Here is a 22619-nt window from a genome sequence, read left to right on the forward strand (position 1 = left end):
TTTTTGACCTATACGCTTAGCTTTTCAATTCTAAATTAATATTTTAATAAACTTGTACTTACATTTCTGGCTGCATGGGACTATAGTTAATTCTGACTTTAATGTCTTGTCCATAATTCCCAAAGCTATTCCCAAAAATAGTAAGACCGCCGATATATCGGGCGTCGTTATTTACCGCAAACTTAAACCGTATTGTACTTCGATAATCCAGATTAAACTGCGCAATACTCACATCAGAAATTTTTAATCCATCAATAAACGTCCCTTTTTCATTAATCACGATTAGTTTTAACAAACCATACTGATTCCAGTTTGGAAACCACCAGTCTGGTGTAAAAATTCCCTTAACGTCACCAAAATCACCAGGACTTGTCCAGTTTCCTATACATACATCATTTAAATAGAAACTTATATCTGATGGCCAGTCATTATTAATCCCAGGCGCCTCTGAACTTAACTCTGCCGAAAGTGTGATCTGATTGATTTTCTGAGAAACCGGAAGCAGATTTGGTATAATATATTCGATATAACCTTTGGTAAACCAGAGAATCGATGCATTAATTCGGTCAGGATGTGAAAAGTATCTAGGATCATCCACCTCTCCCACCAGATTTTCACTAGTAGCCAGCCCACAAGTAGGATATATCATATAATCTGAAAAGTGCCCCACCTTTACCTCAGTATCATAAATATTATGCATATCATCCTGCTCTTCTGAAATCACATCAATTAAAATTTTGTCTAGATTTACACGACAAACCTTTTGATTCCCATGTCCAGTATATTCTGACACCACCTGTACAATTCCCGCATCTTCCAGCTTCTTCACATGGTTTGTCAAGGCTCCATTTGTAATTTTCAAATTAGAAGCAAGTTCGTTCATGTTCATTTCTTTCTTCTCTAATAAAATTTTCACAATGTTAACTCTGACATCTGAACCCAATGCCTTAAAAATATTCAGTCCCTCGTCCAAACTTTTTATATGTAACATTTACAGCCGCCCCATCCTATTTTATTTTTTATCCTTATTCTCTATTATCTTTATAACCCATATCACGGCTAATTATACATTAATTTTGCCCAATATGCAACTCCTCTGTCATCACGTCCAGTAAAACATACTGAGGGACAGGAATTTTCAAAATCCCAGCATTTCAACAGTTTTCCCACAATGGTTTGTTCTTCCCACTGCAAAGCATCTGTTCCCTGAATAACCTGATATATACATTTTCTTATAATAGGATGCTTTAGATTGTTATTACAATCATCCATACAAATTATTTCATATATTCCATTTGCTAAATATTCTGGGATATTCTCTCCCTCTTCTCCAGCATAAGGTTCTGGACTTAAATATGGCCATCCATTTACAAAGACCATTTTGCGTACCATCATATAATGCATACAGTAGTAATCTCTGTCTTTTTCATGACTGCATAAATCTTCTGCTCCATCTCTAATATGATGTACAAAAAAATATTGGTTCTTATCCTCATCATAAAAAGGAACGCCATGTCCTGGTCCACGAAACCCGTCATAACTCCAACTTGATTTTGTTGTTAAATTATTATCACTTTCAGATCTGCTTTTTTCACCATTTGGTACCCTGGCAGCCGAAAACCGATAACTATTTGCAAGCTTTATACCTAAAGCTTCTCCAACCAGGTTTCTTTCTTCAAAATCCAGATAAGGTCCTTCTACTTCCCTGGAACGTCCAACTCTAATATCATAGGTATCACCAAGCCAGCCATAGGAATAAAATAAATAGAAATAATCTTCTTCCCTCTGGTACAAAATAGCTGCACCTTCTGGTCCATCAATAAAGCTGTTCTGAGGTTTTTTTGCAATGCATTTACCCGTTTCCTTTGCATTACCCCCCCATGACATCCCTGTTTCTTTATTAAGCCGTTTTATATATATTCCACCAAAAAAAGAACCATATACTAAATACTTGTTTCCCTCTCTATCATTTACTACATGCGCATCTATTGCATTAGGAGATTCCACATCACAATTCCACGTATCCATAACAATCCCTCTATTTTCAAAAGGTCCTTCTGGATTCTTTGATACTGCAAGCCATATTCTGGACTCTGGACTTCCAAAGGCTCTTGTGACAGAATAATACATCCTATATTCTCCTTCAACATATTCAACATAGGGAGCCCAAAAGCTTTCTGTCCGTTCCAGTTCTCCATTAAATCCAGCTTCCTTCACTGCTTCTTTTGATAATGCAATTCCAACATATTTAAACTGTACTAAATTATCAGACTTTCGAATGGGTATCCCTGTCTGCCTTTCTGATTCAATATATGCATCAGTACAATACGAATAATACCACCCACTTACTGGATCCTTCATCATAGAAGGATCATGTGATTCAAAATGAGGATTCTTTTCTCGACTATGCAAATTCAATCTCATACTATTCGGATTTTCTGGCATCCATATCCCTTCAAATCTGTTCTTCCCCATAATAAAACCACCTTTTCTATCCATATTATCTTTCTATATTCTTTCTTCTAAAATACCATCTTTTATTTAGTTTTTCAAGAATTATTTTAGTTTTTAATAAACATTTTATATTTTTGTACCAAAATAGCAGCCCCAGGAATCTGCTTACCCAGTGGCTGCTTTATTTACTTAAACTTTCTCCGTATAATTTAAGAAAACCCATCCTGTATCACTCTTTAGTTTTCCCCATCCATTTTTTGTATCTACAATTGTATAGACCCCTTTATCTTTAATCTGCCCCACAATTTTATATCCTGCTCCTGCTCCTGCACGAATGTTTAAGGCATCTGCTTTCACTCTTACTTTATACTCTTCTGTATCAGAAAGTTGTTTTGTGATTCCATAATATTTTGCTATGACACCTGCCTCTGCTTCTGCAAGCTTATCTAAATTTTCATCTTCTAAAAGCCACTTTGTAGCTGCTGTATTTGTATGAAATGAATGCTCCAAAATATAATAATTGCTTAATCCAGCCGCCCTGGCTCCCCTTAATACACCATAATATTCTCCACCCGACGCCCCTCTTCGAATAGCCGTTCTTCCTTTTTGATTGGTTTTCATCGTATCTTCAATTATCTTTGCCAGCAAAACCGCCAGTTCATTACTGTTTCCTTTATTATCATATGCCCTGTATACAACTGGATAATCAACACTTTCCTTCGCACAGGCATTGGAGTGAATACTAAGAAATAAATCACAGCCTTTTGCAGCATATCCTCTGTTATATAATCCTCTGTCAGTCTTCTGACTGCTTCTAGTTGTAATTACTTTAAATCCATATGCCTCCAAATACTTTTTTAATAATAAATGAAGCTTCCAGTTCATATCTGATTCATAGTAATTTTTCACAACAGGTGAACGATTATATTTCCCATAATGCCCTGCATCAATACAGATTACTCTTTTTCCCATATTTTATTCCTCCCCCTCATTTGCATGATAAATCAGTTCTCCATCCACTTCATTAATTTCTTCTAGTTCAGGTATGTCTGCGTTATTTTCTTCCATAGAAAATCCTCCATTCTGCAATATACAAAAAACTTGCTCATTTTAGACTTCACTATATTATATTCGACAAAATAACTTTTGTTACATCAAAAAGACCAACTATTTCTAATATAAACAAATAGTTAGTCTTTTTCTTGCTGCTATTCTTATCTTTTACCCTATAAAATTAATTTTTGTAAAATCAATATTTCCCTCAGTATCCACCGAATCTTCATTGGCATGAACACATTCCACCTGTCCAATAAACATTTCATGGGAACCAGTTACAATCGAATCCACAACCTTGCATTCAATATTGACAGGGCAATCGGACAAATATGCTGCATTTATTTTCTCACATTCCTGCAGCTTTACGTTCATTTTTTCCAGCTTATTTTCGTCTCTTTTACTGTATTTTCCCATATAGTCAAAGGTTTCCTGATAACTTTTATCCACAAGATTTACAACAAAACAACCCGATTCCTTTATCATATGATAGGAATATCTTGTTGGAACAATTCCCACCATAACCATAGGCGGCGCATAACTGCAATTTCCGCAATAACCTACTGCAAGGACATTATCTTCTCCATCTGTACCACGACATGAAACAAGCACTTTAGGTGCTGGCTGTAAACATGATTTCATATTTGCTTCTTTTTTATTCATTTCCTTATCCTCCTACTTTTAAAACTAAAAAATGAATTGTGCAATTCATTTTTTATAATAATTTTCGATAGCATTTTTTAGTGCACTAGCTCCAAGCACAGAACAATGCAACTTATGCTCTGGCAGACCATCCAGTGCATCTGTAATATTTTTGTCCGTTATTTTTGCAGCCTCTTTTAGTGTTTTACCTTTCGCTAAAACCGTTGTCATACTACTAGTAGCTATTGCCGCTACACATCCAAAAACCAAAAAACGTATATCCACAATTATATCATCTTTTACCTTAATGAATAGTGTTAGATAATCTCCACAGTCTTTATCCCCGTAGCTTCCTTCGGCATCTGCATCCACCATAGTGCCTGCATTTCTTGGTGACATAAAATGCTCAATCACTTTATCTGTAAAGGAACTATCATACATTCTTTTTTCCTGCCTTTTATTATATTACGTCAAACAAAAAATTAACCTTCTCTATTATAGTAATGTACTTATGGGCATATGTCAATATCAAAGCAATTCTCGCTCTCTATTTTTCCAGCAATTCTTGTGGCAAAACTTTCCCTTGCAACTTTCCATACATTGAACTTGTACAGATCCACAATGAGGACATTGATATTGTCCATGTTTAATCATTTCAATATTTTCATAACTTTCTGACCATTCTTTCCCACAATCAGTACATTTAACAGGACAAATATTCCTTGTAAAATTTCCGCCTTCAATGCGTATTACCTTTCCATTTACAAGACTATCTGCTACTTTCTCTCTGGCTGACAATAAAATTCTTTGAAAAGTAGGACGAGATACTTCCATTTTTGCTGCACATTCTTCCTGCTCCAGCCCTTCCAAATCCTTCAAGCGTAATGCTTCTAATTCCTCTAGCTTTAAAATATTTTCAGGCAATTCTGTAACATCCGTTTCCGCTGGAATAAAATACGGTATAGCAGGTATATTTTCAATTTTTCTCCATTTAGTTGGTCTTGGCACGTCAATTCTCCTCTTCCAAATTATCTAGTTCCCTTATATTTCAAAACATACTGGTTCAGTTCTACGTCTAATCTTCTCGCAATCATAGGACATTTTACTTTCAAAAGGAAAAAAATATTATTACCAGACTCCGAAAGAGTTTCAAAATTCCCCTGTCCTTTACTAATAATAATATCTGCCTTCTGATAAATTCTAATAAATTCTTCGCTGCAATATTCCAAAATAGTACCAGGTGCATCACACCCTGATGATATCACATAAGAAACTTTCATTAAGCCCGAATTATAGGCATCCTCTAGTGTCACATCATTGATAATTGGGTTACTTCGTACTGCATACACAATTTCATAAGAAGTAAGCTGTTCTATAAGCACTTTATCAAATATGGTTTCTCCTGTGTTATCTCCCAAAATTAATATGCTCTTTGCTGTTTTTAGTTTTTTGTTTAAAAGATCCAAATCACAAATTGCAAACTCCTTTGCAAGCTCCTGATGGACACATTGCTCCATATTAATACTGTTATAAATTGCCGCATCAATATTATTTCCTACTGCTGCAATTTTTAATGCCCAGTACATCTTGTCTTCTTGTTTGCTTAAAGACTCTTTTAATAAGGGGTAGCAATTCTCTGCCATTGCTAAATCAATTTCTTTCCGTTTTTTATATGGGTCTGTTACATTCGTAGTTTCCTTAATATAATGATGAATTACCCTTGCTAAGTCGGGAGCATTTTTATACTGCCGATACTCCTTCAAAATCTCGATAGACCTTTCCATAATCTGAGCTTGCAGCTGTGTATCTTCCGTTGCCATTCTAGCTGCTTCCAATACCTGTTTCAACATGCAAGGCAGACAATCAAGAAATAATTCCATTTATTCTCCCACCCTTTTCCACATTAATAATAACTATAGTAAATATATTCCTCTTCTGGTGCTTCTGCCTTTTCAATCGTTATATCCGTAAGCATAGGCACAGTCTCTCCTTCGTAATCACACTGGCTCATGGTCCCTGTAACGGTAATCCACTCTTCATCTGTAAGCTGGCTTCTTATATCACTTTCACAAGCCACACCATATACTACCATATCCGCCGCGCAGCATACCATAAAATATCTGCCCGCCAAAAACTGATTTTCAGCAAATCCGTCAACGGTATACACCTGTGCAAGAAGCTGATACCTTTTCCCTAGAAAGAAATCCAAACTATTATAAGTATCCGTAAACCATTCAGCAAAAATATCATCTTGAATAATCGTCACTCCATCCACTTCATATTTTGCATACTTCTCGCTTATATCATCACCTGCCAGCATCTCTTCTTCCACTATTTCTTCTGTTACATCTAAAACATCTTCATCTTCCACTTCTTGATTTTCAGTCACCCCTATAGTTTCCTGCCGGTTTCCATTTGCAATAATCAGCTCTGCATTTTTCACGCCATTTGCCGGAAAAATAATGGCTGCTGCAAGGGGAATCAGAAATAGAATATATCGGGATAAACTTTCATTATGTCTGGCTTTCTTTATATTTGAAATCTGACTGACGGCAAATAGAAGTAACACTAAAATAGACAGCCATATTCCTGGAAAAAACCTGGGGTGCACATAATCATTAATTTTTTTACTTATCATACTATAAAATAATAAAACCGCAATGCCTAATAAAATAGAAATCTGAATCACTGCCTCTACATTTCTTTTCTTACCCATACAGCCCTCCTAATAAAAAATCCCGATTACTCCAAATACAATTGAACTCACTATAATTACCAGACCTGCAAGAAGTAAAATAAAACGCCTCTTCAATATTTCTGACAGCATAATCAAATTTTTAAAGTCCAGCATAGGTCCCATTACTATAAATGATAAAATAGGGATGGTTGCAAAATTAAAAGAAAAACTTTTCCCTATAAATGCATTTGATGTAGAACAGGTTGACATGAAAACAGCTGCAATCATCATGACTAGAAACTGAATCAACACAGAACCTCCAATAAAGTTTTTCAGAAACTGTGGCACTACCGTCTGTAGTATAGATGAAACCATTGCTCCCATAATCACATATTCACCGACTCTGAAAAATTCAATTTTTGCCCCTTTTACAACTGCTTCTAATTTCCCCAATTTCCCGCTATACGTTACATCCAAAATGTCTTTTCCAACACTTAAGTATCTGCTGTTTGTTCTTATCACTTCATCTGTCTGAAAATTCAGTATTTTCAAAACAACACCTGTCACTATCCCGATTCCCATCCCGGCTGCCACCCTTATTACAGCTAGCTTCGGCTGCCCTGGAAAGGCATAGAGCATGGTAAAAAATACAATAGGATTAACCGCTGAGGAAGCCAGCCAGAAAGTAATTGTCTGGGGAAGTGGAGTTTCTTTCTTTAACAAACCAGACACAATAGGAACCATACCACAGTCACATACTGGCACAAAAAGCCCCCCCAGTGCAGCAGCCAGAAAAGAAAGCCATTTTCCTCTTGAAAATTGTTTGATAATCCAACCCGTTGAAACAAACATCTGTATGCTTGCTGAAATAAAGGCACCTAATAGAATAAAGGGAACTGCCTGCATTAAAATACTTAAAAATACAGTTGAAATAGACTGTAAGTCAGAACGCAGCCCGGAAACTGCAAAAACTGGAATCATAGAAAAGCAGATTAGAACAAAAAGAGTGATTTTCAATTCTGTTATCATTCTATCGTGTCGCTCAAACGGAACCAAATAGCTTTCTAATTGTCTATTATGTACTGGATTGTCCAAAAAGAAAGCCTTTGTCCTTCTGTTAATGTTTTTAATGTCCTGCACCAGGTGTCTCCGTTCAGCCTCATCCAAATCCTGGGATCGGTTTAATACTACCACATCACTATTGATTAAATGTGGCTGTACTAATGTTGGCATATTAAACAAATGAGTTCGGAATTTTGTTGCTTCAGATATGGAAATAATATTTCGGAATTTATATGCAAATGGCATTTTAATTCTCAATAATTTTGATATATCCCACGCACCATTATATTCCATTAATATATACTCTGGTTTATAATCATTTCGCAGTTTTGTAAAGAACTGATCCGTAATCTCTGTTTGGTTTTCAATCTTTACTAGTTCTACGGGATATTTTTCCATATTCTCATACTCAGCAATCCCTTCCTCACATACCACCAGCACAACTCTTGTGTATTCTTCAAAAAGCTTGCTTTCTAGAAAATTCTGTATAAACGTTGTCTTCCCACTCTCTAAAAAACCTGTTACTACATCAACATATGTTATCATAATTTTCCCCTTAACTCCTTACTTTTCGTTTTCTTACAATAGTACTTATGCCATATACTACAAAATAAAATACTACTGCTAAAATTACGATAGAAGCACCTGACGCAACATTTACAACATAAGAAATCCATAACCCTGCTACACAGAATATAATACCACAAATAATGGAAAAAATCATGCATTTTAGTAGTTGGGAAGAAAATAATTTAGCTGTTGCTGCTGGTGCAGTAAGTAAGGCAAGAACTAAAATAATTCCGGCAACCCGAATTAATACCACAATCGACATTGCAATCAATGCCAGAAGCAAAAATTCTAGTATAACCGTTTTTATTCCAATAATAGAGGCAAATTCTTCATCAAACAAATATGCTTTCCAGTCCTGAAACAGAACAAGCACAACAGACACAACCAGAATTGTCATAATCAGCATCCATTTTAAATCGGATTTTGTTACAGATAAAATATTTCCAAACAAATAAGAGTTCATATCGGGCGGATACCCCTTCATGCAAGCAATGAATACAATTCCAAGTGCCATTCCAAGAGACCAGAACAATCCAATAACAACATCCGACTGTACCCCTCCTTTTCGTTTCACAACTCCTATTCCAAACGCAGCACAAAGAGAAAACAAAAAAGCACCGATGATCGGCTCAATTCCTAACAAATATCCCAATCCAACTCCACCGTATGCCGTATGCGCAATCCCTCCACTCATCATTACCAGTTTCTTTTCTACTATAATCACACCAATAATTCCACATACAATACTTGCAAGAACACTTGCAAATAAAGCATTTTGCAGAAACTGATATTTAAAAACTGCTTGTATCACTTCACTCTTCCTCCTTATGTTCTCGCAATACTCTGTGTGGCACACCATGAGCAATTAAATCAACAGGACAACCATAAAGCTGCTTCATAATCTTATCATTTACTTCTGGTTCTCCATGATACACTAAAGTCCCATTTAAGCAAGCAAGCTTTTTCACCTTAGATGATATAGCTAATAAATCATGGGTAACCAATATAATTGTTTTTTCTCTGTTTAGCTCTTCCAGCAACGTAAAAATTTGTTCTCTGGAAACAGCATCCACACTTGCTGTTGGTTCATCCAGCAACAGAATTCTCGGATTCACTGCTAAGGCCCTTGCAATCAGCAGTCGCTGAAACTCTCCTCCAGAGAGTTCAGCAATTTGTCTGTTTGCAAGCTTCTCAATTCCTACCCGTTCTAATTTTTCCCAAGCAGTCATTTTATCCTTCTTTGAATAATGGAAAAAGGGGGCTAGACCATGCTTCAATTGTCCAGTTAGTACAACCTCAATGCAAGAAATTGGGAACTGCTTATCCATATTGGAAAATTGAGGAACATAACCTATTTCACTTCTGTTTTTCATATGTGCTTTATTATAAATCTGTATTTGCCCTGTAGTTACAGGTATTAAGCCTAAAATGGCCTTTAACAGTGTAGATTTTCCACCACCATTTGGTCCCATAATGCCTAAAAATTCTCCCTCTGAAACATCCAGAAAAATATTTTGCAATGCCTGTGTCTTACCATAATTTACAGACAAATTAGTAATGTGTACTGCTGTTTCCATTATTCCATCGCCTCTGCCATCGTATCTGCCATTTTTTTTAGATTTTCAATATAATCAGCTGCAAGTGGAGCAAGCTGAATTGTTTTACCCCCAAGTTCTTCTGCAAAGGATTCTGACTGACTGCTGTCAATTTCTTCTTGGTAAAAAATAACTTTAATATTTTCTTCCTTTGCCATATCAATTACTTCCTGCAAATGCTCTGGGGTTGCTTCTTTACCTTCTTCCTCCAGTGCGTACATAGTAAGTCCGTAATCCTCTGCCAAATATCCGAATGCTGGATGATAAACAATAAACTTTTTATTCTGGACATTTTCCAATGCCTTTGTTATGTCCTGATCAAGAGCATCCAGCTGATCCATATATTCCTTAGCATTTTTCTCATACGTCTCTTTATTTGCACTATCCAGATTGCTCATTTCACGGGCAATCACTTCAACCATTGTTTTTACTCTTTTGGGTGAAAGCCATATATGAGGATCTCGTTCTCCTGACTCAAACGTCCGATCCGGATACACCTTTGCAACCTCCTCTTGAAGTGATACCACATTTACCTCTCCTGCATTTGGCAAAATGTTCGCTTCCTCAGTTGGCACTCCAATCGTAAAGTACAATGCTGAATCGTAAAACTTTTCCATCTGCGCAGGTGAAGGTTCATAATTTTCTGGACTGCTTCCTGGTGGAATTAGTGTAACCACCTCCGCCAAATCACCGCATACCGCCTCTACAAAAGTCTTCTGAGGCACAATACTTACTGCTATGGTTAGTTTTTCACTGCTTGTCTCTGTTTCCTTTTCTTTATTACATCCTGTTAAAAATAATGCCCCTGCTATCACTAAGAAACTAAGGCATTTCCAGATTCTTTGTTTTGTTTTCATTTTTGCTCTGTCCTTTCTCTTTTTGCAAACGCAAATCATTTGCATTTACAATTTTATGACAGCAGTTATGAAATGTCAATACTATTTTTAAATATCCCACCTAAAGTTTTTAGTAATAGCAACCTCATATGCCACATACTCATAGTCAAAATGATACCCCAGCTTTTCAGCCAAAGCCACCGACCATTTGTTTTGTGCATCCCAACTTGGATACCATTTTCTCTCAAGACATTCCAATATTAATTTGGCTCCGCATACATATGCCAGTCCATTTCTTCTGTAGTCTTCTCTAGTATCTATTTCAATTTCAATACCATTTTGATAGCTCGAATAGGAAGAGGCTCCCGAAACAAGTACCCCATCCTTTAATACAACTGCACCAATTCCAAGGCTTTTATACTCTTCAAATGTTTCATATTGAGATACTAAATCCGCGCTCCAGTCATTTGCCTTACATAAATGAAATATATCTTCATCTACCATTTTTAACGAATATTCTGGTGGTAATAAACAAATCACCTTTTGCAGTTTTCCCTTGTCAAATACCGAATATTCCTTTTTCATTGCATAACGTGTCACTCTTTTGGCTTTTTCTCCATAGGTCTCTTCAATTAATTTGCCCCAGCTGTCATTTTGTGGAATCATAATAATTATATCCTTCTGATAGCTTTCAGGCTTATATTGAACTAAATCTTTCTCTGGTGAACCAGCAAAAAAGCAGAAATCCCCCAAAACAGCCATTGCTGACGTTGGGTTCTCCTGACTGGTTACATAAATGGTACCCATTATATTTTCCAGACATGACCATATTAACGTTTCTTTCCAATTACCAAACAAGGCTTCTACTTTTTGTGTATCACTTATTTTATCAATCATAGTTTATCTCCCTTTCATTTAAAAAGCCTCAGACTTATTATGTAAGTAAGAGGCTGCATTATCATTAATATTGAATTTCCTGCAAGAATAGTCCCTTTGGATCTGCTGGCTCACTTCCTTCTACAGGTGAATCTGGATTTAAAATGTCATCCAGTTCTTCCACCTTTCGCTCCTCCAGTCCAATGTCCAGTAGCGTTTCCACTATCATTCTTGCCATATTATGAAGAAAGTCATTGGCACAAATTGTAATTTGGATTTCCTTTAGATCCTTATATATGTCAATGTGAAGAATTTCCTTCTCAGTGGATTTTGTCTTCTTTACGGTAGATAAAAATTTGAAATCATGTCTGCCCACTAGCTTATCCGCAGCAAGCTTCATCCGTTCCAAATCTGGTGTATGAAAACTATAGTAAGTATATTTTCTGTCAAATACACTTGGTACATCACCAATGGCAATACGGTACATATATGTGATTGATTTTGCATTTAAACTAGCATGAAAACGCTCTTGCATTTCCTCCACTTCCAAAATTGCAATGTCCATTGGAAGATATCGATTCAAATACTGTTTGATTTCCCATGTTTTCATACTTGTATTTGTTTTAAAATTCACTACCTGTGCATTTGCATGAACTCCTGTCTCAGTCCGGCAGCCACAGAATAATTCTACATTTTCATCCGTCATTTTACGAATAACTTCCATGATTTTATTTTCTATCGTATTAGCTGCTTCCCCCTTACCCAGACGTTGCCAGCCGCTATATCTGCTTCCATCATATTCTATTGTCAATTTAATATTTCTCATGTTTTACCTCATTCTTCATCTTTTGCTACTACTATAATACAAAACAATCAAAATGTAAATGAATTAGTCTCTTTCATTGCTTGGAATTCTAATTACACAACCTGGTTTTAATAAAATATCCTCTGCTTTATTGTAATACATTAAATCTTCCATATCTACATCAAAATAGTCCATTACCTTTTGAATGGAATCATTAACACAAACTACATAAGACATTACAGTATCATTGGCACTGGAATTCAGTTCATTTTCCATCATTGGTTGTTCCATCACTGGTGAATTTAATATTGGCATTTCCATTACGGGTGGCTTCATAGGAGTTATTTCTTCAATCATTTCACCAACAGAAGCAATCGGAGGTTCAATAGGAATACAAATTTCATCTCCAATTTGTAAATTATATATTTCAGCATATGGGTTTGCTCTTAATATCAATGCTAATGGTACATTATACCTTCTACTTAAACTATATAAAGTATCACCCTTTTTAATTACATATGTCATTCCGTTACAAGTTTCAAAATTCATACAATTACCTTCCAATTAAGATACGTTTATTGGTATATTATATTCCTATTTTGTAAAAATGTACCCTTTGGTTCTTATTAAAATATTTATTTCCCAGTTGAACTTATTCCTATTATAGAATATAATAAGTCTGTATGTTTTTAACAACTGACTATTCATAAGGGAGGAACAGCGCAAGCTGGAACATATGAAAAACGATATCTATACACTTGGCATTGACATCGGTTCTACAACTGTAAAAATTGCCATTTTAGACAGAACAAACAAAGTAGTTTTTTCTGATTATAAAAGACATTATGCAAATATACAAGAAACACTTAGCAGTATAATCTCTGAAGCATCAAGGGAATTAGGAGACATCACCACATCAGCAATGATAACTGGATCTGGTGGTCTTACTATTTCCAAGCATTTAGAAATACCTTTTATTCAGGAAGTTGTTGCGGTTGCTTCCGCATTAAAAGATTATGCCCCTCAAACTGATGTTGCAATTGAACTTGGTGGAGAAGATGCAAAGATTATTTATTTTACTGGTGGAATTGAACAAAGAATGAATGGCATTTGTGCTGGTGGTACTGGTTCCTTTATTGACCAGATGGCTACCTTACTGAAAACTGATGCACCAGGTTTAAATGAATATGCAAAAAATTATAAGGCACTTTATCCTATTGCAGCAAGATGTGGTGTTTTTGCAAAATCTGATATTCAGCCTCTGATAAACGAAGGTGCAACAAAAGAAGATTTATCTGCAAGTATTTTTCAAGCTGTAGTAAATCAAACCATTAGTGGACTTGCGTGTGGAAAGCCAATAAGGGGCAATGTGGCATTCCTGGGAGGTCCTCTTCATTTTTTAACTGAATTAAAACAGGCTTTTATCCGTACACTGAATTTGGAGGCTGCTCAGATTATTTCTCCTGAGCATTCCCATTTATTTGCTGCTATAGGTGCTGCCATGAATTCAAAAAAAGAAACGGTACTTCGTCTTGGCAATTTGAATCAAAAGCTGCTCCAACGGATTCATATGGAATTTGAAGTGACCCGGATGAAACCCCTTTTTGAAACCCAGGAGGAATTTGCATCTTTTTTACATAGGCACGGGCAACATCATGTCGTCAAAGATGATTTATCCACTTATGAGGGTGATTGTTTCCTTGGAATAGATGCTGGTTCCACTACTACCAAAGTAGCGCTTGTTGGTGAAGATGGTTCCCTTCTTTACTCCTTCTATCATAATAATAACGGTAGTCCATTAAAAACCACATTAAAAGCTATTAAGGAAATATACAGTCTGCTTCCAGATAGTGCACGCATTGTACGTTCCTGTTCTACAGGATACGGTGAGGCCTTAATAAAGGCAGCATTGCTGTTAGATGAGGGAGAAGTGGAAACAGTAGCCCATTATTATGCGGCTGCATTTTTTGAACCACAAGTAGATTGTATTCTTGACATTGGTGGTCAGGATATGAAGTGTATCAAAATAAAGAATAGTACTGTAGATAGCGTTCAATTAAATGAAGCCTGTTCTTCCGGCTGCGGATCCTTTATTGAAACCTTTGCAAAATCCTTGAACTTTGAAGTAGCAGATTTTGCACAGGCTGCTTTATTTGCAAAAAATCCAATTGATCTCGGCTCTCGATGTACTGTTTTTATGAACTCAAAAGTGAAACAGGCTCAAAAGGAAGGTGCAACGGTAGAGGACATCTCTGCTGGTCTTGCCTATTCTGTCATAAAGAATGCATTGTTTAAAGTAATTAAACTGACAGATCCAAAAGATTTAGGAAACAAAATTGTTGTTCAGGGTGGAACATTTTATAACAATGCAGTTCTAAGGAGTTTCGAGTTGATATCAGGCTGTACAGCTGTCCGTCCAGATATAGCTGGAATTATGGGCGCATTTGGTGCTGCTTTAATTGCCCGTTCTCATTATGAGGCAGGCACTGAATCCACTATGCTTTCAATTGAACAAATTAACAGCTTGAAATTTGAAACCTCTATGTCCCGCTGTAAGGGATGCACGAACAGCTGTCTGCTTACCATTAATAAATTTACAGGAGGACGGCAATTTATTTCTGGAAATCGATGTGAACGAGGTTTAGGCAAAGAAAAACATGCTGACGATATCCCAAATCTGTTTCAGGTAAAAAAGAACAGAACATTTGGTTATATACCTCTTGATGACGAGCAGGCTTTTCGTGGCAAGGTAGGAATTCCCCGGGTATTAAATTTATATGAAAACTATCCGTTTTGGTTTACATTTTTTACAAAGCTTGGTTATCAGGTCGTTTTATCACCAGAATCTAATCGTAAGATTTATGAATTAGGTATTGAATCTATTCCAAGTGAATCAGAATGTTATCCTGCAAAGCTGGCTCATGGTCATGTTACATGGCTTTTACGGCAAAATGTAAAGTATATTTTCTATCCTTGCATTCCTTATGAAAGATGTGAAGTAGAGGGTGCTACAAATCACTATAACTGCCCTATTGTAACATCGTACGGAGAAAATATTAAAAATAATATGGAAGAGTTATCCGATCCTGCGATTAAATATCAGAATCCATTTATGTCCTTTAAAAATTTAGAGATTCTCACTAATCGCCTGGTAGATTATTTTCAAAAGGAAAATCAGCTGCCAGCCAGCGAAGTGAAAGCTGCCGCTCAAGCTGGTTGGAATGAATTATTACAGGTACGTTCTGATCTTGCAAAAGAAGGGGAACGAGTATTAGCTTATTTGAATGAAACTGGTAAAAAAGGAATCGTTTTGGCGGGCCGTCCTTATCATTTGGATTCAGAAATCAACCATGGAATACCAGAATTAATTACATCCTTTGGTGTAGCAGTTCTTACAGAAGATAGTATTTCACACTTGGGAAAAGTGGATCGTCCAACTGTTGCAATGGATCAATGGATGTATCATTCCCGCTTATATGCTGCTGCATCTTACGTAAGATCAGCAAAAAACCTAGAGTTAATTCAATTGAATTCCTTTGGGTGTGGTTTAGATGCTGTTACAACGGATCAAGTACGTGACATTTTAACTAAATCTAATAAAATATATACTGTACTCAAAATTGACGAAGTGAATAATCTAGGAGCTGCCAGGATACGTATCCGTTCTCTTTTATCGGCAATAAAAGACCGAGATATGAAAAACATTATACCTGTTCCTTCTGATACCGCCCACCACAGGGTGCTTTTTACAAAGGAAATGCGTAAGAATTACACCATTCTTGCTCCTCAAATGTCACCAATACATTTTGACCTATTAGTTCCAGCTCTTTCTTCCTGTGGTTATAATTTTGTAGCATTGCAAGACAGCAAGACAGCTGTAGAGTATGGGCTGAAGTACGTGAACAATGATGCCTGTTACCCGTCTCTCATTGTAATTGGACAATTTATGGAGGCGCTTCTTTCTGGCAAATACGATTTAAATCGTACTGCAATTATTATCACCCAGACCGGCGGGGGCTGCCGGGCTACAAACTATATCGGCTTTATACGCCGGGCTTTGGAAAATGCAGGTATGAGTCAAATTCCTGTTATTTCATTAAGTGCTGGTATTGAGAAAAATCCAGGGTTTCAAATTTCACCTGCCATGATAAACCGGGCGTTACAGTCAATTATTTATGGTGATTTATTTATGCGGGTACTTTATCGGACCCGCCCATATGAAAAGGAACCTGGTTCTGCCAATGCATTGCATGAAAAATGGAAAAAAATCTGTATGCAAGATGTGAAAACTGGAAACATTAAAAAATTTAAGCAGAATATCAAACAGATGATACACGACTTTGATACGCTTCCCCTGCTAGATATAAGAAAGCCTAGAGTCGGGATTGTTGGTGAAATTCTGGTTAAATTCCTGCCAGGTGCCAATAATCATCTGGTAGAACTACTGGAGGCAGAAGGAGCTGAAGCAGTTTGTCCTGATTTACTGGATTTCTTTCATTATACACTTTACAATACTAACTTTAAGCTAGATTATCTAGGTGGCAAAAAGAAAACAGCAGTTATCTGTAACTGGATTATTTCCTTTATCGAACACTACAGAAGAACCATGAAAAAAGAACTGCTTGCAAGCAAACGCTTTGATGCACCGAAAGAAATAGCAACCCTTGCTCAGTACGCAGAGCCTTTTGTCTCTTGTGGAAATCAAACAGGGGAGGGCTGGTTCCTGACTGGTGAAATGGTAGAACTGATTCATTCAGGTGTACCAAACATTGTATGTACCCAGCCATTTGGATGTCTTCCAAATCACGTAGTAGGAAAAGGAGTTATTAAAGAGCTGCGTCGTGAATTTCCAGAATCCAACATTGTAGCTGTCGACTACGATCCTGGTGCCAGTGAAGTAAACCAGCTCAATCGTATTAAGCTTATGCTTGCTACAGCAAATGATAATTTAAATAAAAAATGATATGAGTAAACCGCTGGAATTCAGATTATAAAATCACTTGTCCCAGCGGTTTATTTCATTCCTTTTATTTTTTGGGGAACCATGGAATACACCTGTTCACCCGCCTTTTATAATGAAGATATTTATCACCATAAAGCTTCTCTAACCACTTTTCTTCCGTATTATATATTTTCAATTTGCCAGTCTATTGCTTCTACTCCATTGCTTACAAGAAAATCATTTGTCTTACTAAAAGGCTTGCTTCCAAAAAATCCCCGATATGCAGATAATGGACTCGGATGTGGTGCTTCCAGTACTAAATGTCTGGGATTGGTAAGCATCTTTCTTTTCGTCTGAGCCGGCTTTCCCCAAAGAATAATAACAACAGGTTGATCCACCGCATTAACAGTATGAATCACTGCGTCTGTAAATTCCTCCCAGCCTTTTCCCTTGTGTGAATTGGCTTCGTGTGCTCTAACTGTAAGCACCGTATTGAGTAACAAGATTCCCTGATCCGCCCATTTTTTTAAATACCCGTTATTCGGTATATAGCATCCTAAATCATCTTGTAACTCCTTATAAATATTTACTAACGAAGGTGGTAATTCCTTTTGGTCTGGCAAAACGGAAAAGCATAAACCATGTGCTTGTCTTTCATTGTGGTATGGATCCTGTCCTAGTATTAATACCTTTACCTTGCTTAATGGTGTAAAATGAAACGCATTAAAAATATCTTCTGCTGGCGGATAAATTATCTTTGTATTATATTCATTTCTCACGAATTTATAAAGTTCTACATAATATGGTTTTTTGAATTCTCCTCCAATTGCATCTAACCAGTCATTTTGTATCATACTCATAACTATTTCTCCTTTTTTTGCAAAAACACCCCGAAATTTCTCCGGGGTATCTTTCTTCTATCATCTAACGCTAATATTACGCTTTTTTAAGTACTCCTTAACTTCTCGAATCTCCAGTTCTTTATAATGAAATAGAGAAGCTGCAAGAACTGCATCTGCTTTCCCCTCTGTTAATGCATCATAAAAATGCTCTAAGGTTCCTGCTCCTCCTGAAGCAATCACTGGTATTGAAACATTCTCTGAAATAGTCTTTGTCAGCTGAATGTCATAACCATCTTTTGTTCCGTCGCAATCCATACTGGTTAATAAGATTTCACCTGCACCCAACTCATTGGCCTTAATTGCCCATTCGACTGCATCAATACCCATATCTACTCGTCCGCCATTTTTATAAATATTCCAGCCAGTACCGTCCTCACGACGCTTTGCATCAATAGCCAAGACGACACATTGGCTTCCAAACTTATCTGCGGCCTCGGAAATCAGTGTTGGATTCAAAATTGCAGCAGTATTCACCGCAATCTTATCAGCACCTTCTCTTAAAATCATTTTAAAATCATCTACCGTACGAATGCCTCCGCCAACTGTAAACGGAATAAATACTGTCTCCGCAACCTTACGTACCATTTCCAGTTTAATATCCCTAGCGTCTGAAGACGCTGTTATATCTAAGAAAACTAATTCATCTGCACCAGCCAAATCATATGCTGCACCAACTGCAACTGGATCACCAGCGTCACGTAAATTCACAAAATTCACACCTTTTACAACACGTCCGTTGTGGACATCCAGGCAAGGAATTACTCTCTTTGTAAACATTATATTGTCTCCTTTCCTATTGCTGCAAAATTTTTCAATATTGTCAATCCTACATTACCGCTTTTTTCCGGATGAAACTGGCATCCAAATAACTGCCCGTGTTCTACAGAAGCATCAATAACTGTACTATAGTGTGTTGTTGCTGCAACATCTTCTACATTATCTGCTTTTAAATAAAAGGAGTGTACAAAATACACATAAGCTTCATTGTCTACACCTTGAAAAAGTGTTCTCCCATTTTTGATGGATAAGGAATTCCACCCCATATGTGGAATTTTAAGTCCTTCCTGTTCTGGAATTCTAACAATTTTACCCGGTAAAAGAGAAAGACCTTCTACCCCTGGATTCTCATCACTGCTTTCAAACATTAGCTGTAAACCCAAACAAATTCCTAAAAATGGAGTTTTCCTTTCCTTAACCTCCTGAATCGGTTTCACTAAATCGTATTTATGGAGCTTTTTCATCGCGTCTCCAAAGGCTCCTACACCTGGTAAAATTACCTTATCCGCTTTCAAAAGTTCATCATAATTTCTCGTAATTATAGGTTCTTCCCCTAGGTGAATCAATGCCTTTTCTACACTTTTCAAATTTCCAGCATCGTAGTCAATAATTGCAATCATTCTTACACATCCTTTTTAGTTTCATTTAGCAAGTTGAATTACTTTCTTGCTATACTCTTCTTGTGATGAAATACTATTTATTTTTTCAGCTTCTTCAGCCTCAATATTAAACTGATTTTTCAACTCACTTGTAATCTGCTTTTTCACATAATCTAAATCACTTTTAACGCCCAATTCTTTTGCTCTTTCAATATAAGCACTATATTTTTCTAACCCTTTTAATAAGGAATCCAACGCCTCTGGATACATCTCAATGCTATAGTAGTTGTTATATGAATTTAGTTGTTTGTTTACATACATCACCGTAACAATCTTATCATATATCTCTTGATCACTTTGCTTAATATTCAAGCCACTAATTTCATCGTATGCCTTTGTATATTTTTGCTTTTCAAAATATTCACTGGCATTTCCAACACTATGTGCATATGCAAATGAATTAGTTCCTAATATTACAAATGCTGAAAAAACTCCAAACACTAAAAATACAATAGCAGCGCCAACTCGATTAATTCTTCCAGTATCCAACTCAATAACTGGCGTGGCTGCTTCTTTTTCCTCTTTCTCTTCCTTCTTGGATTTCTTTACCTTTTTTTCTTTTTTCTCTTTCTGCTTGGCTAACTTTTCTGCTTTCTTTTCAGCTTTTGATTTTTTTGTCTTCTTTTTAACATCCTCTGCATCTTCTTCTTTTGATTCTTCCTCTTTTTCTTCTGACTTTTTATGCTCTTCGTTTTTTTCCTTCTCATCCGGTACATTACCGAACCATTTTGCCAAAAGACTTTTCTTTTTCGGTACTTCTTCCTTGGTCTCACTTCTGTCCGGAATTAAATCAAATAAATCATCATTGCCTAAGTCAGAATTATCATTTAATACACCCAAAGCATCAGAAAATACGTCACTAACATCGCTTATTCCCTTTTCATCCTTTTCTTTTGTTGTACCATAAAGAGAATCTATGTCTATATCATTTAAATCTTCTTGGGGCTCCTCATTTTTTTCATTATTAAAATCAATCATTCCCAGTAATTCCATCAAATCCTCATCCACATCTGTCGCTGTGGTTTCATTGAATACCTCAGATTCATCAAAGGTACCTAACAGCAGCTTACAGGATTCACATAAGTCTCCATCCTTAATTTCCGTACCACAATTTTTGCAAGTCGCCATCATTTAACCTCCTTCCACCTTTTCATCACACACATTCTACCATATAAAAATGCTTTTAACAATAAATTTCATTGTAAGCTGATAAAGTTTTCTTTTATATTAAGAAGAGAGCTATCTCGTTAAAATAGCCCCCTTGCATAATTAAATCTTTTTAACCCCAATTAATTTATCAATTGCTTCTACAAGTGATCCTATCTCTGGTTTTGACATCTGCATATCAGCACCCAGTAAATTACCTTTTCTCTTCATTTCTTCAGTGATAAGCGATGAAAAGATTATAACAGGTATTTTCTGTAGAACACTGTCTTCCTTTATAAGCTTGGTTAAATGATGCCCATCCATCTGCGGCATCTCAATATCTGTTATTACACATCTTACTTTCTCATCTAAATTTCCGCTTGCCTTATACTCTAACAATTTATCATAGGCTTCACGTCCGTTCGAAGTATTTATTATATTGCTGTATCCAGCCTTATGTAAACACTCCGTAATTAATTTACTTAATAATCCTGAATCCTCTGCAATCAAAATAGGCGTATCATTTCTTTTTCGATCCATAAGATGGCTGATATCAGATACCTTTAAACCTGTTTCTGGGTTTATATCAGTAATTATTTTTTCAAAATCCAGTATAATAATAAGCTTGTCTTCAAGCTTAATAATTCCAGTTGCAACGCCACTTCCCGCAGAACTAATTGTTGCATCCGGCTTTATAATAGCTTCCCATGATACTCTGTGAATACCAACTACCGTATGCACATGAAATGCCGCATTCAATTTATTGAAATTTGTTAATATATACATGTCCTTTGACTGATCGTTTGAATCTGGCAACCCCAGTGCTTTTGCTAAATTTACAATGGAAATAATTGTGTCCCTCGGCATAAATATTCCTTCTACACATACATTGGCATTCGGAATTGGTGTTGGAAGTGTGTATGGCAATATTTCCTTTACTTTTGCAACATTTATTCCATAATGATTGTTTCCTATCGTAAATTCCAATATTTCAAGTTCATTTGTACCACTCTCTAATAAAATACCAGTATCCATTTATACCTCCAAATAATATAACGTATTATTTCTATACTAAATATTATATAATATGATACATAAAATTACAAACCTTTTATCTATACAATATTTCCCTTTTAATTTCTTTCGCAAAAATATTTCTGCTTACAAACTTGGTTTGTCTTCCATACATTTCCACGATTCTAATTACTATTGAGGAACACACACTTTGCCGCGCCTTGGGGTGTGACTGTCCTTTACCCAATAAGGTTCATAAACTACTAGTTTAAAAAATAAAACTTTGAATAGGTTATAATAAATTATACAAATCATATTCGGTCATGATATAATGAGAAAAATGGAGGATAACTATCATGGCAGGAAAAGTAAAAAATTACACCGATGATTTTAAAAAGCAAATAGTCGCATTAAGGCAAAATGGTAAACCAGCAGCAGAAATAGCTAGAGAATATCAACTGGCTAAATCAACAGTAGTGAAATGGACAAATGACTATGGTAATACAGGTTCTTTTAAGGCTAAAGATAACAGAACTGACGAAGAAAATGAGTTGATTCGCCTTCGTAAAGAAAATAAACAGTTATTAATGGAGAATGATATTTTAAAGC

Annotated in this window: 22 protein-coding genes; 2 read left to right on the forward strand and 20 right to left on the reverse strand. The window is 36.2% G+C overall.

The window, feature by feature from the left end; translation table 11 throughout:
- Positions 1-58: 58 nt before the first annotated feature.
- From BM305_RS17185 to BM305_RS17255, 15 genes are all read right to left on the reverse strand, one after another.
- Positions 59-991 carry an ArsR/SmtB family transcription factor gene (locus BM305_RS17185; protein ID WP_092563760.1) on the reverse strand — a complete coding sequence of 311 codons (933 nt, stop codon included), beginning with the start codon at positions 989-991 and terminating at the stop codon, positions 59-61.
- 68 nt (positions 992-1059) lie between these two features.
- Positions 1060-2475 (reverse strand): arabinan endo-1,5-alpha-L-arabinosidase, encoded by a 1416-nt coding sequence (locus BM305_RS17190; RefSeq protein WP_242940577.1) that lies wholly within the window; start codon positions 2473-2475, stop codon positions 1060-1062.
- 168 nt (positions 2476-2643) lie between these two features.
- Positions 2644-3426 (reverse strand): N-acetylmuramoyl-L-alanine amidase, encoded by a 783-nt coding sequence (locus BM305_RS19555; RefSeq protein ID WP_092563763.1) that lies wholly within the window; start codon positions 3424-3426, stop codon positions 2644-2646.
- A 249-nt stretch (positions 3427-3675) separates the two neighbouring features.
- The gene (locus BM305_RS17200) at positions 3676-4170 is read right to left on the reverse strand and encodes a flavin reductase family protein (RefSeq protein WP_092563766.1); all 495 of its coding nucleotides are present in this window, start codon (positions 4168-4170) and stop codon (positions 3676-3678) included.
- Positions 4171-4215: 45 nt separating this feature from the next.
- A complete protein-coding gene (locus BM305_RS17205) occupies positions 4216-4590 on the reverse strand; it encodes an iron-sulfur cluster assembly scaffold protein (protein ID WP_092563769.1) in 375 nt (124 codons plus the stop codon).
- 87 nt (positions 4591-4677) lie between these two features.
- Positions 4678-5157 carry a DUF134 domain-containing protein gene (locus BM305_RS17210; protein ID WP_092563772.1) on the reverse strand — a complete coding sequence of 160 codons (480 nt, stop codon included), beginning with the start codon at positions 5155-5157 and terminating at the stop codon, positions 4678-4680.
- 20 nt (positions 5158-5177) lie between these two features.
- Positions 5178-6029: a damage-control phosphatase ARMT1 family protein gene (locus tag BM305_RS17215; protein ID WP_092563775.1), complete on the reverse strand. Its 852-nt coding sequence runs from the start codon at positions 6027-6029 to the stop codon at positions 5178-5180.
- Positions 6030-6052: 23 nt separating this feature from the next.
- Positions 6053-6865 (reverse strand): TIGR03943 family putative permease subunit, encoded by an 813-nt coding sequence (locus BM305_RS17220; protein ID WP_092563778.1) that lies wholly within the window; start codon positions 6863-6865, stop codon positions 6053-6055.
- Positions 6866-6874: 9 nt separating this feature from the next.
- A complete protein-coding gene (locus tag BM305_RS17225) occupies positions 6875-8434 on the reverse strand; it encodes a permease (RefSeq protein WP_092563781.1) in 1560 nt (519 codons plus the stop codon).
- A 10-nt stretch (positions 8435-8444) separates the two neighbouring features.
- Positions 8445-9269, reverse strand: a complete 825-nt coding sequence (locus tag BM305_RS17230; protein WP_092563784.1) for a metal ABC transporter permease — start codon at positions 9267-9269, stop codon at positions 8445-8447.
- A 1-nt stretch (position 9270) separates the two neighbouring features.
- Entirely contained in the window at positions 9271-10035 is a 765-nt protein-coding gene (locus tag BM305_RS17235; protein ID WP_092563787.1) for a metal ABC transporter ATP-binding protein, read from the reverse strand.
- Positions 10035-10910: a metal ABC transporter solute-binding protein, Zn/Mn family gene (locus BM305_RS17240; RefSeq protein ID WP_092563790.1), complete on the reverse strand. Its 876-nt coding sequence runs from the start codon at positions 10908-10910 to the stop codon at positions 10035-10037. Before BM305_RS17240 ends, BM305_RS17235 begins: the two co-directional genes overlap by 1 nt.
- 87 nt (positions 10911-10997) lie before the next feature.
- Positions 10998-11786 carry a GNAT family N-acetyltransferase gene (locus tag BM305_RS17245; protein ID WP_092563793.1) on the reverse strand — a complete coding sequence of 263 codons (789 nt, stop codon included), beginning with the start codon at positions 11784-11786 and terminating at the stop codon, positions 10998-11000.
- Between the two features lie 64 nt (positions 11787-11850).
- On the reverse strand, positions 11851-12591 hold the full coding sequence (gene truA, locus BM305_RS17250; protein WP_092563796.1) for a tRNA pseudouridine(38-40) synthase TruA: 741 nt from the start codon (positions 12589-12591) through the stop codon (positions 11851-11853).
- Positions 12592-12654: 63 nt separating this feature from the next.
- A complete protein-coding gene (locus BM305_RS17255) occupies positions 12655-13119 on the reverse strand; it encodes a LysM peptidoglycan-binding domain-containing protein (protein ID WP_092563799.1) in 465 nt (154 codons plus the stop codon).
- 187 nt (positions 13120-13306) lie between these two features.
- Between BM305_RS17255 and BM305_RS17260 the strand changes: the two genes are divergently transcribed.
- Positions 13307-17533, forward strand: a complete 4227-nt coding sequence (locus tag BM305_RS17260; protein ID WP_092563802.1) for a 2-hydroxyacyl-CoA dehydratase — start codon at positions 13307-13309, stop codon at positions 17531-17533.
- 161 nt (positions 17534-17694) lie between these two features.
- Here BM305_RS17260 and BM305_RS17270 read toward each other — a convergent pair whose 3' ends face one another.
- From BM305_RS17270 to BM305_RS17290, 5 genes are all read right to left on the reverse strand, one after another.
- Positions 17695-18372 carry a uracil-DNA glycosylase gene (locus tag BM305_RS17270; RefSeq protein WP_092563805.1) on the reverse strand — a complete coding sequence of 226 codons (678 nt, stop codon included), beginning with the start codon at positions 18370-18372 and terminating at the stop codon, positions 17695-17697.
- A 60-nt stretch (positions 18373-18432) separates the two neighbouring features.
- Positions 18433-19191: an imidazole glycerol phosphate synthase subunit HisF gene (gene hisF / locus BM305_RS17275; protein WP_092563808.1), complete on the reverse strand. Its 759-nt coding sequence runs from the start codon at positions 19189-19191 to the stop codon at positions 18433-18435.
- Positions 19191-19811, reverse strand: coding sequence for an imidazole glycerol phosphate synthase subunit HisH (gene hisH, locus BM305_RS17280; RefSeq protein WP_092563810.1), 621 nt, complete (start codon positions 19809-19811; stop codon positions 19191-19193). The genes hisF and hisH overlap by 1 nt, the downstream gene beginning before the upstream one ends.
- Before the next feature lie 21 nt (positions 19812-19832).
- Complete coding sequence (locus tag BM305_RS17285; RefSeq protein ID WP_092563813.1) at positions 19833-20978, reverse strand: hypothetical protein; 1146 nt, start codon at positions 20976-20978, stop codon at positions 19833-19835.
- Between the two features lie 141 nt (positions 20979-21119).
- Positions 21120-22031, reverse strand: coding sequence for a chemotaxis protein (locus BM305_RS17290; RefSeq protein ID WP_092563816.1), 912 nt, complete (start codon positions 22029-22031; stop codon positions 21120-21122).
- A 335-nt stretch (positions 22032-22366) separates the two neighbouring features.
- On the opposite strand from BM305_RS17290, the gene BM305_RS17295 reads away from it, so the two are divergent.
- Positions 22367-22619: transposase (locus tag BM305_RS17295; protein WP_143099209.1), on the forward strand; the 253-nt coding region annotated here is incomplete at its 3' end.

The sequence above is a fragment of the Anaeromicropila populeti genome (genome assembly GCF_900112775.1).
In the GTDB taxonomy this organism is placed as follows: domain Bacteria; phylum Bacillota; class Clostridia; order Lachnospirales; family Lachnospiraceae; genus Anaeromicropila_A; species Anaeromicropila_A populeti.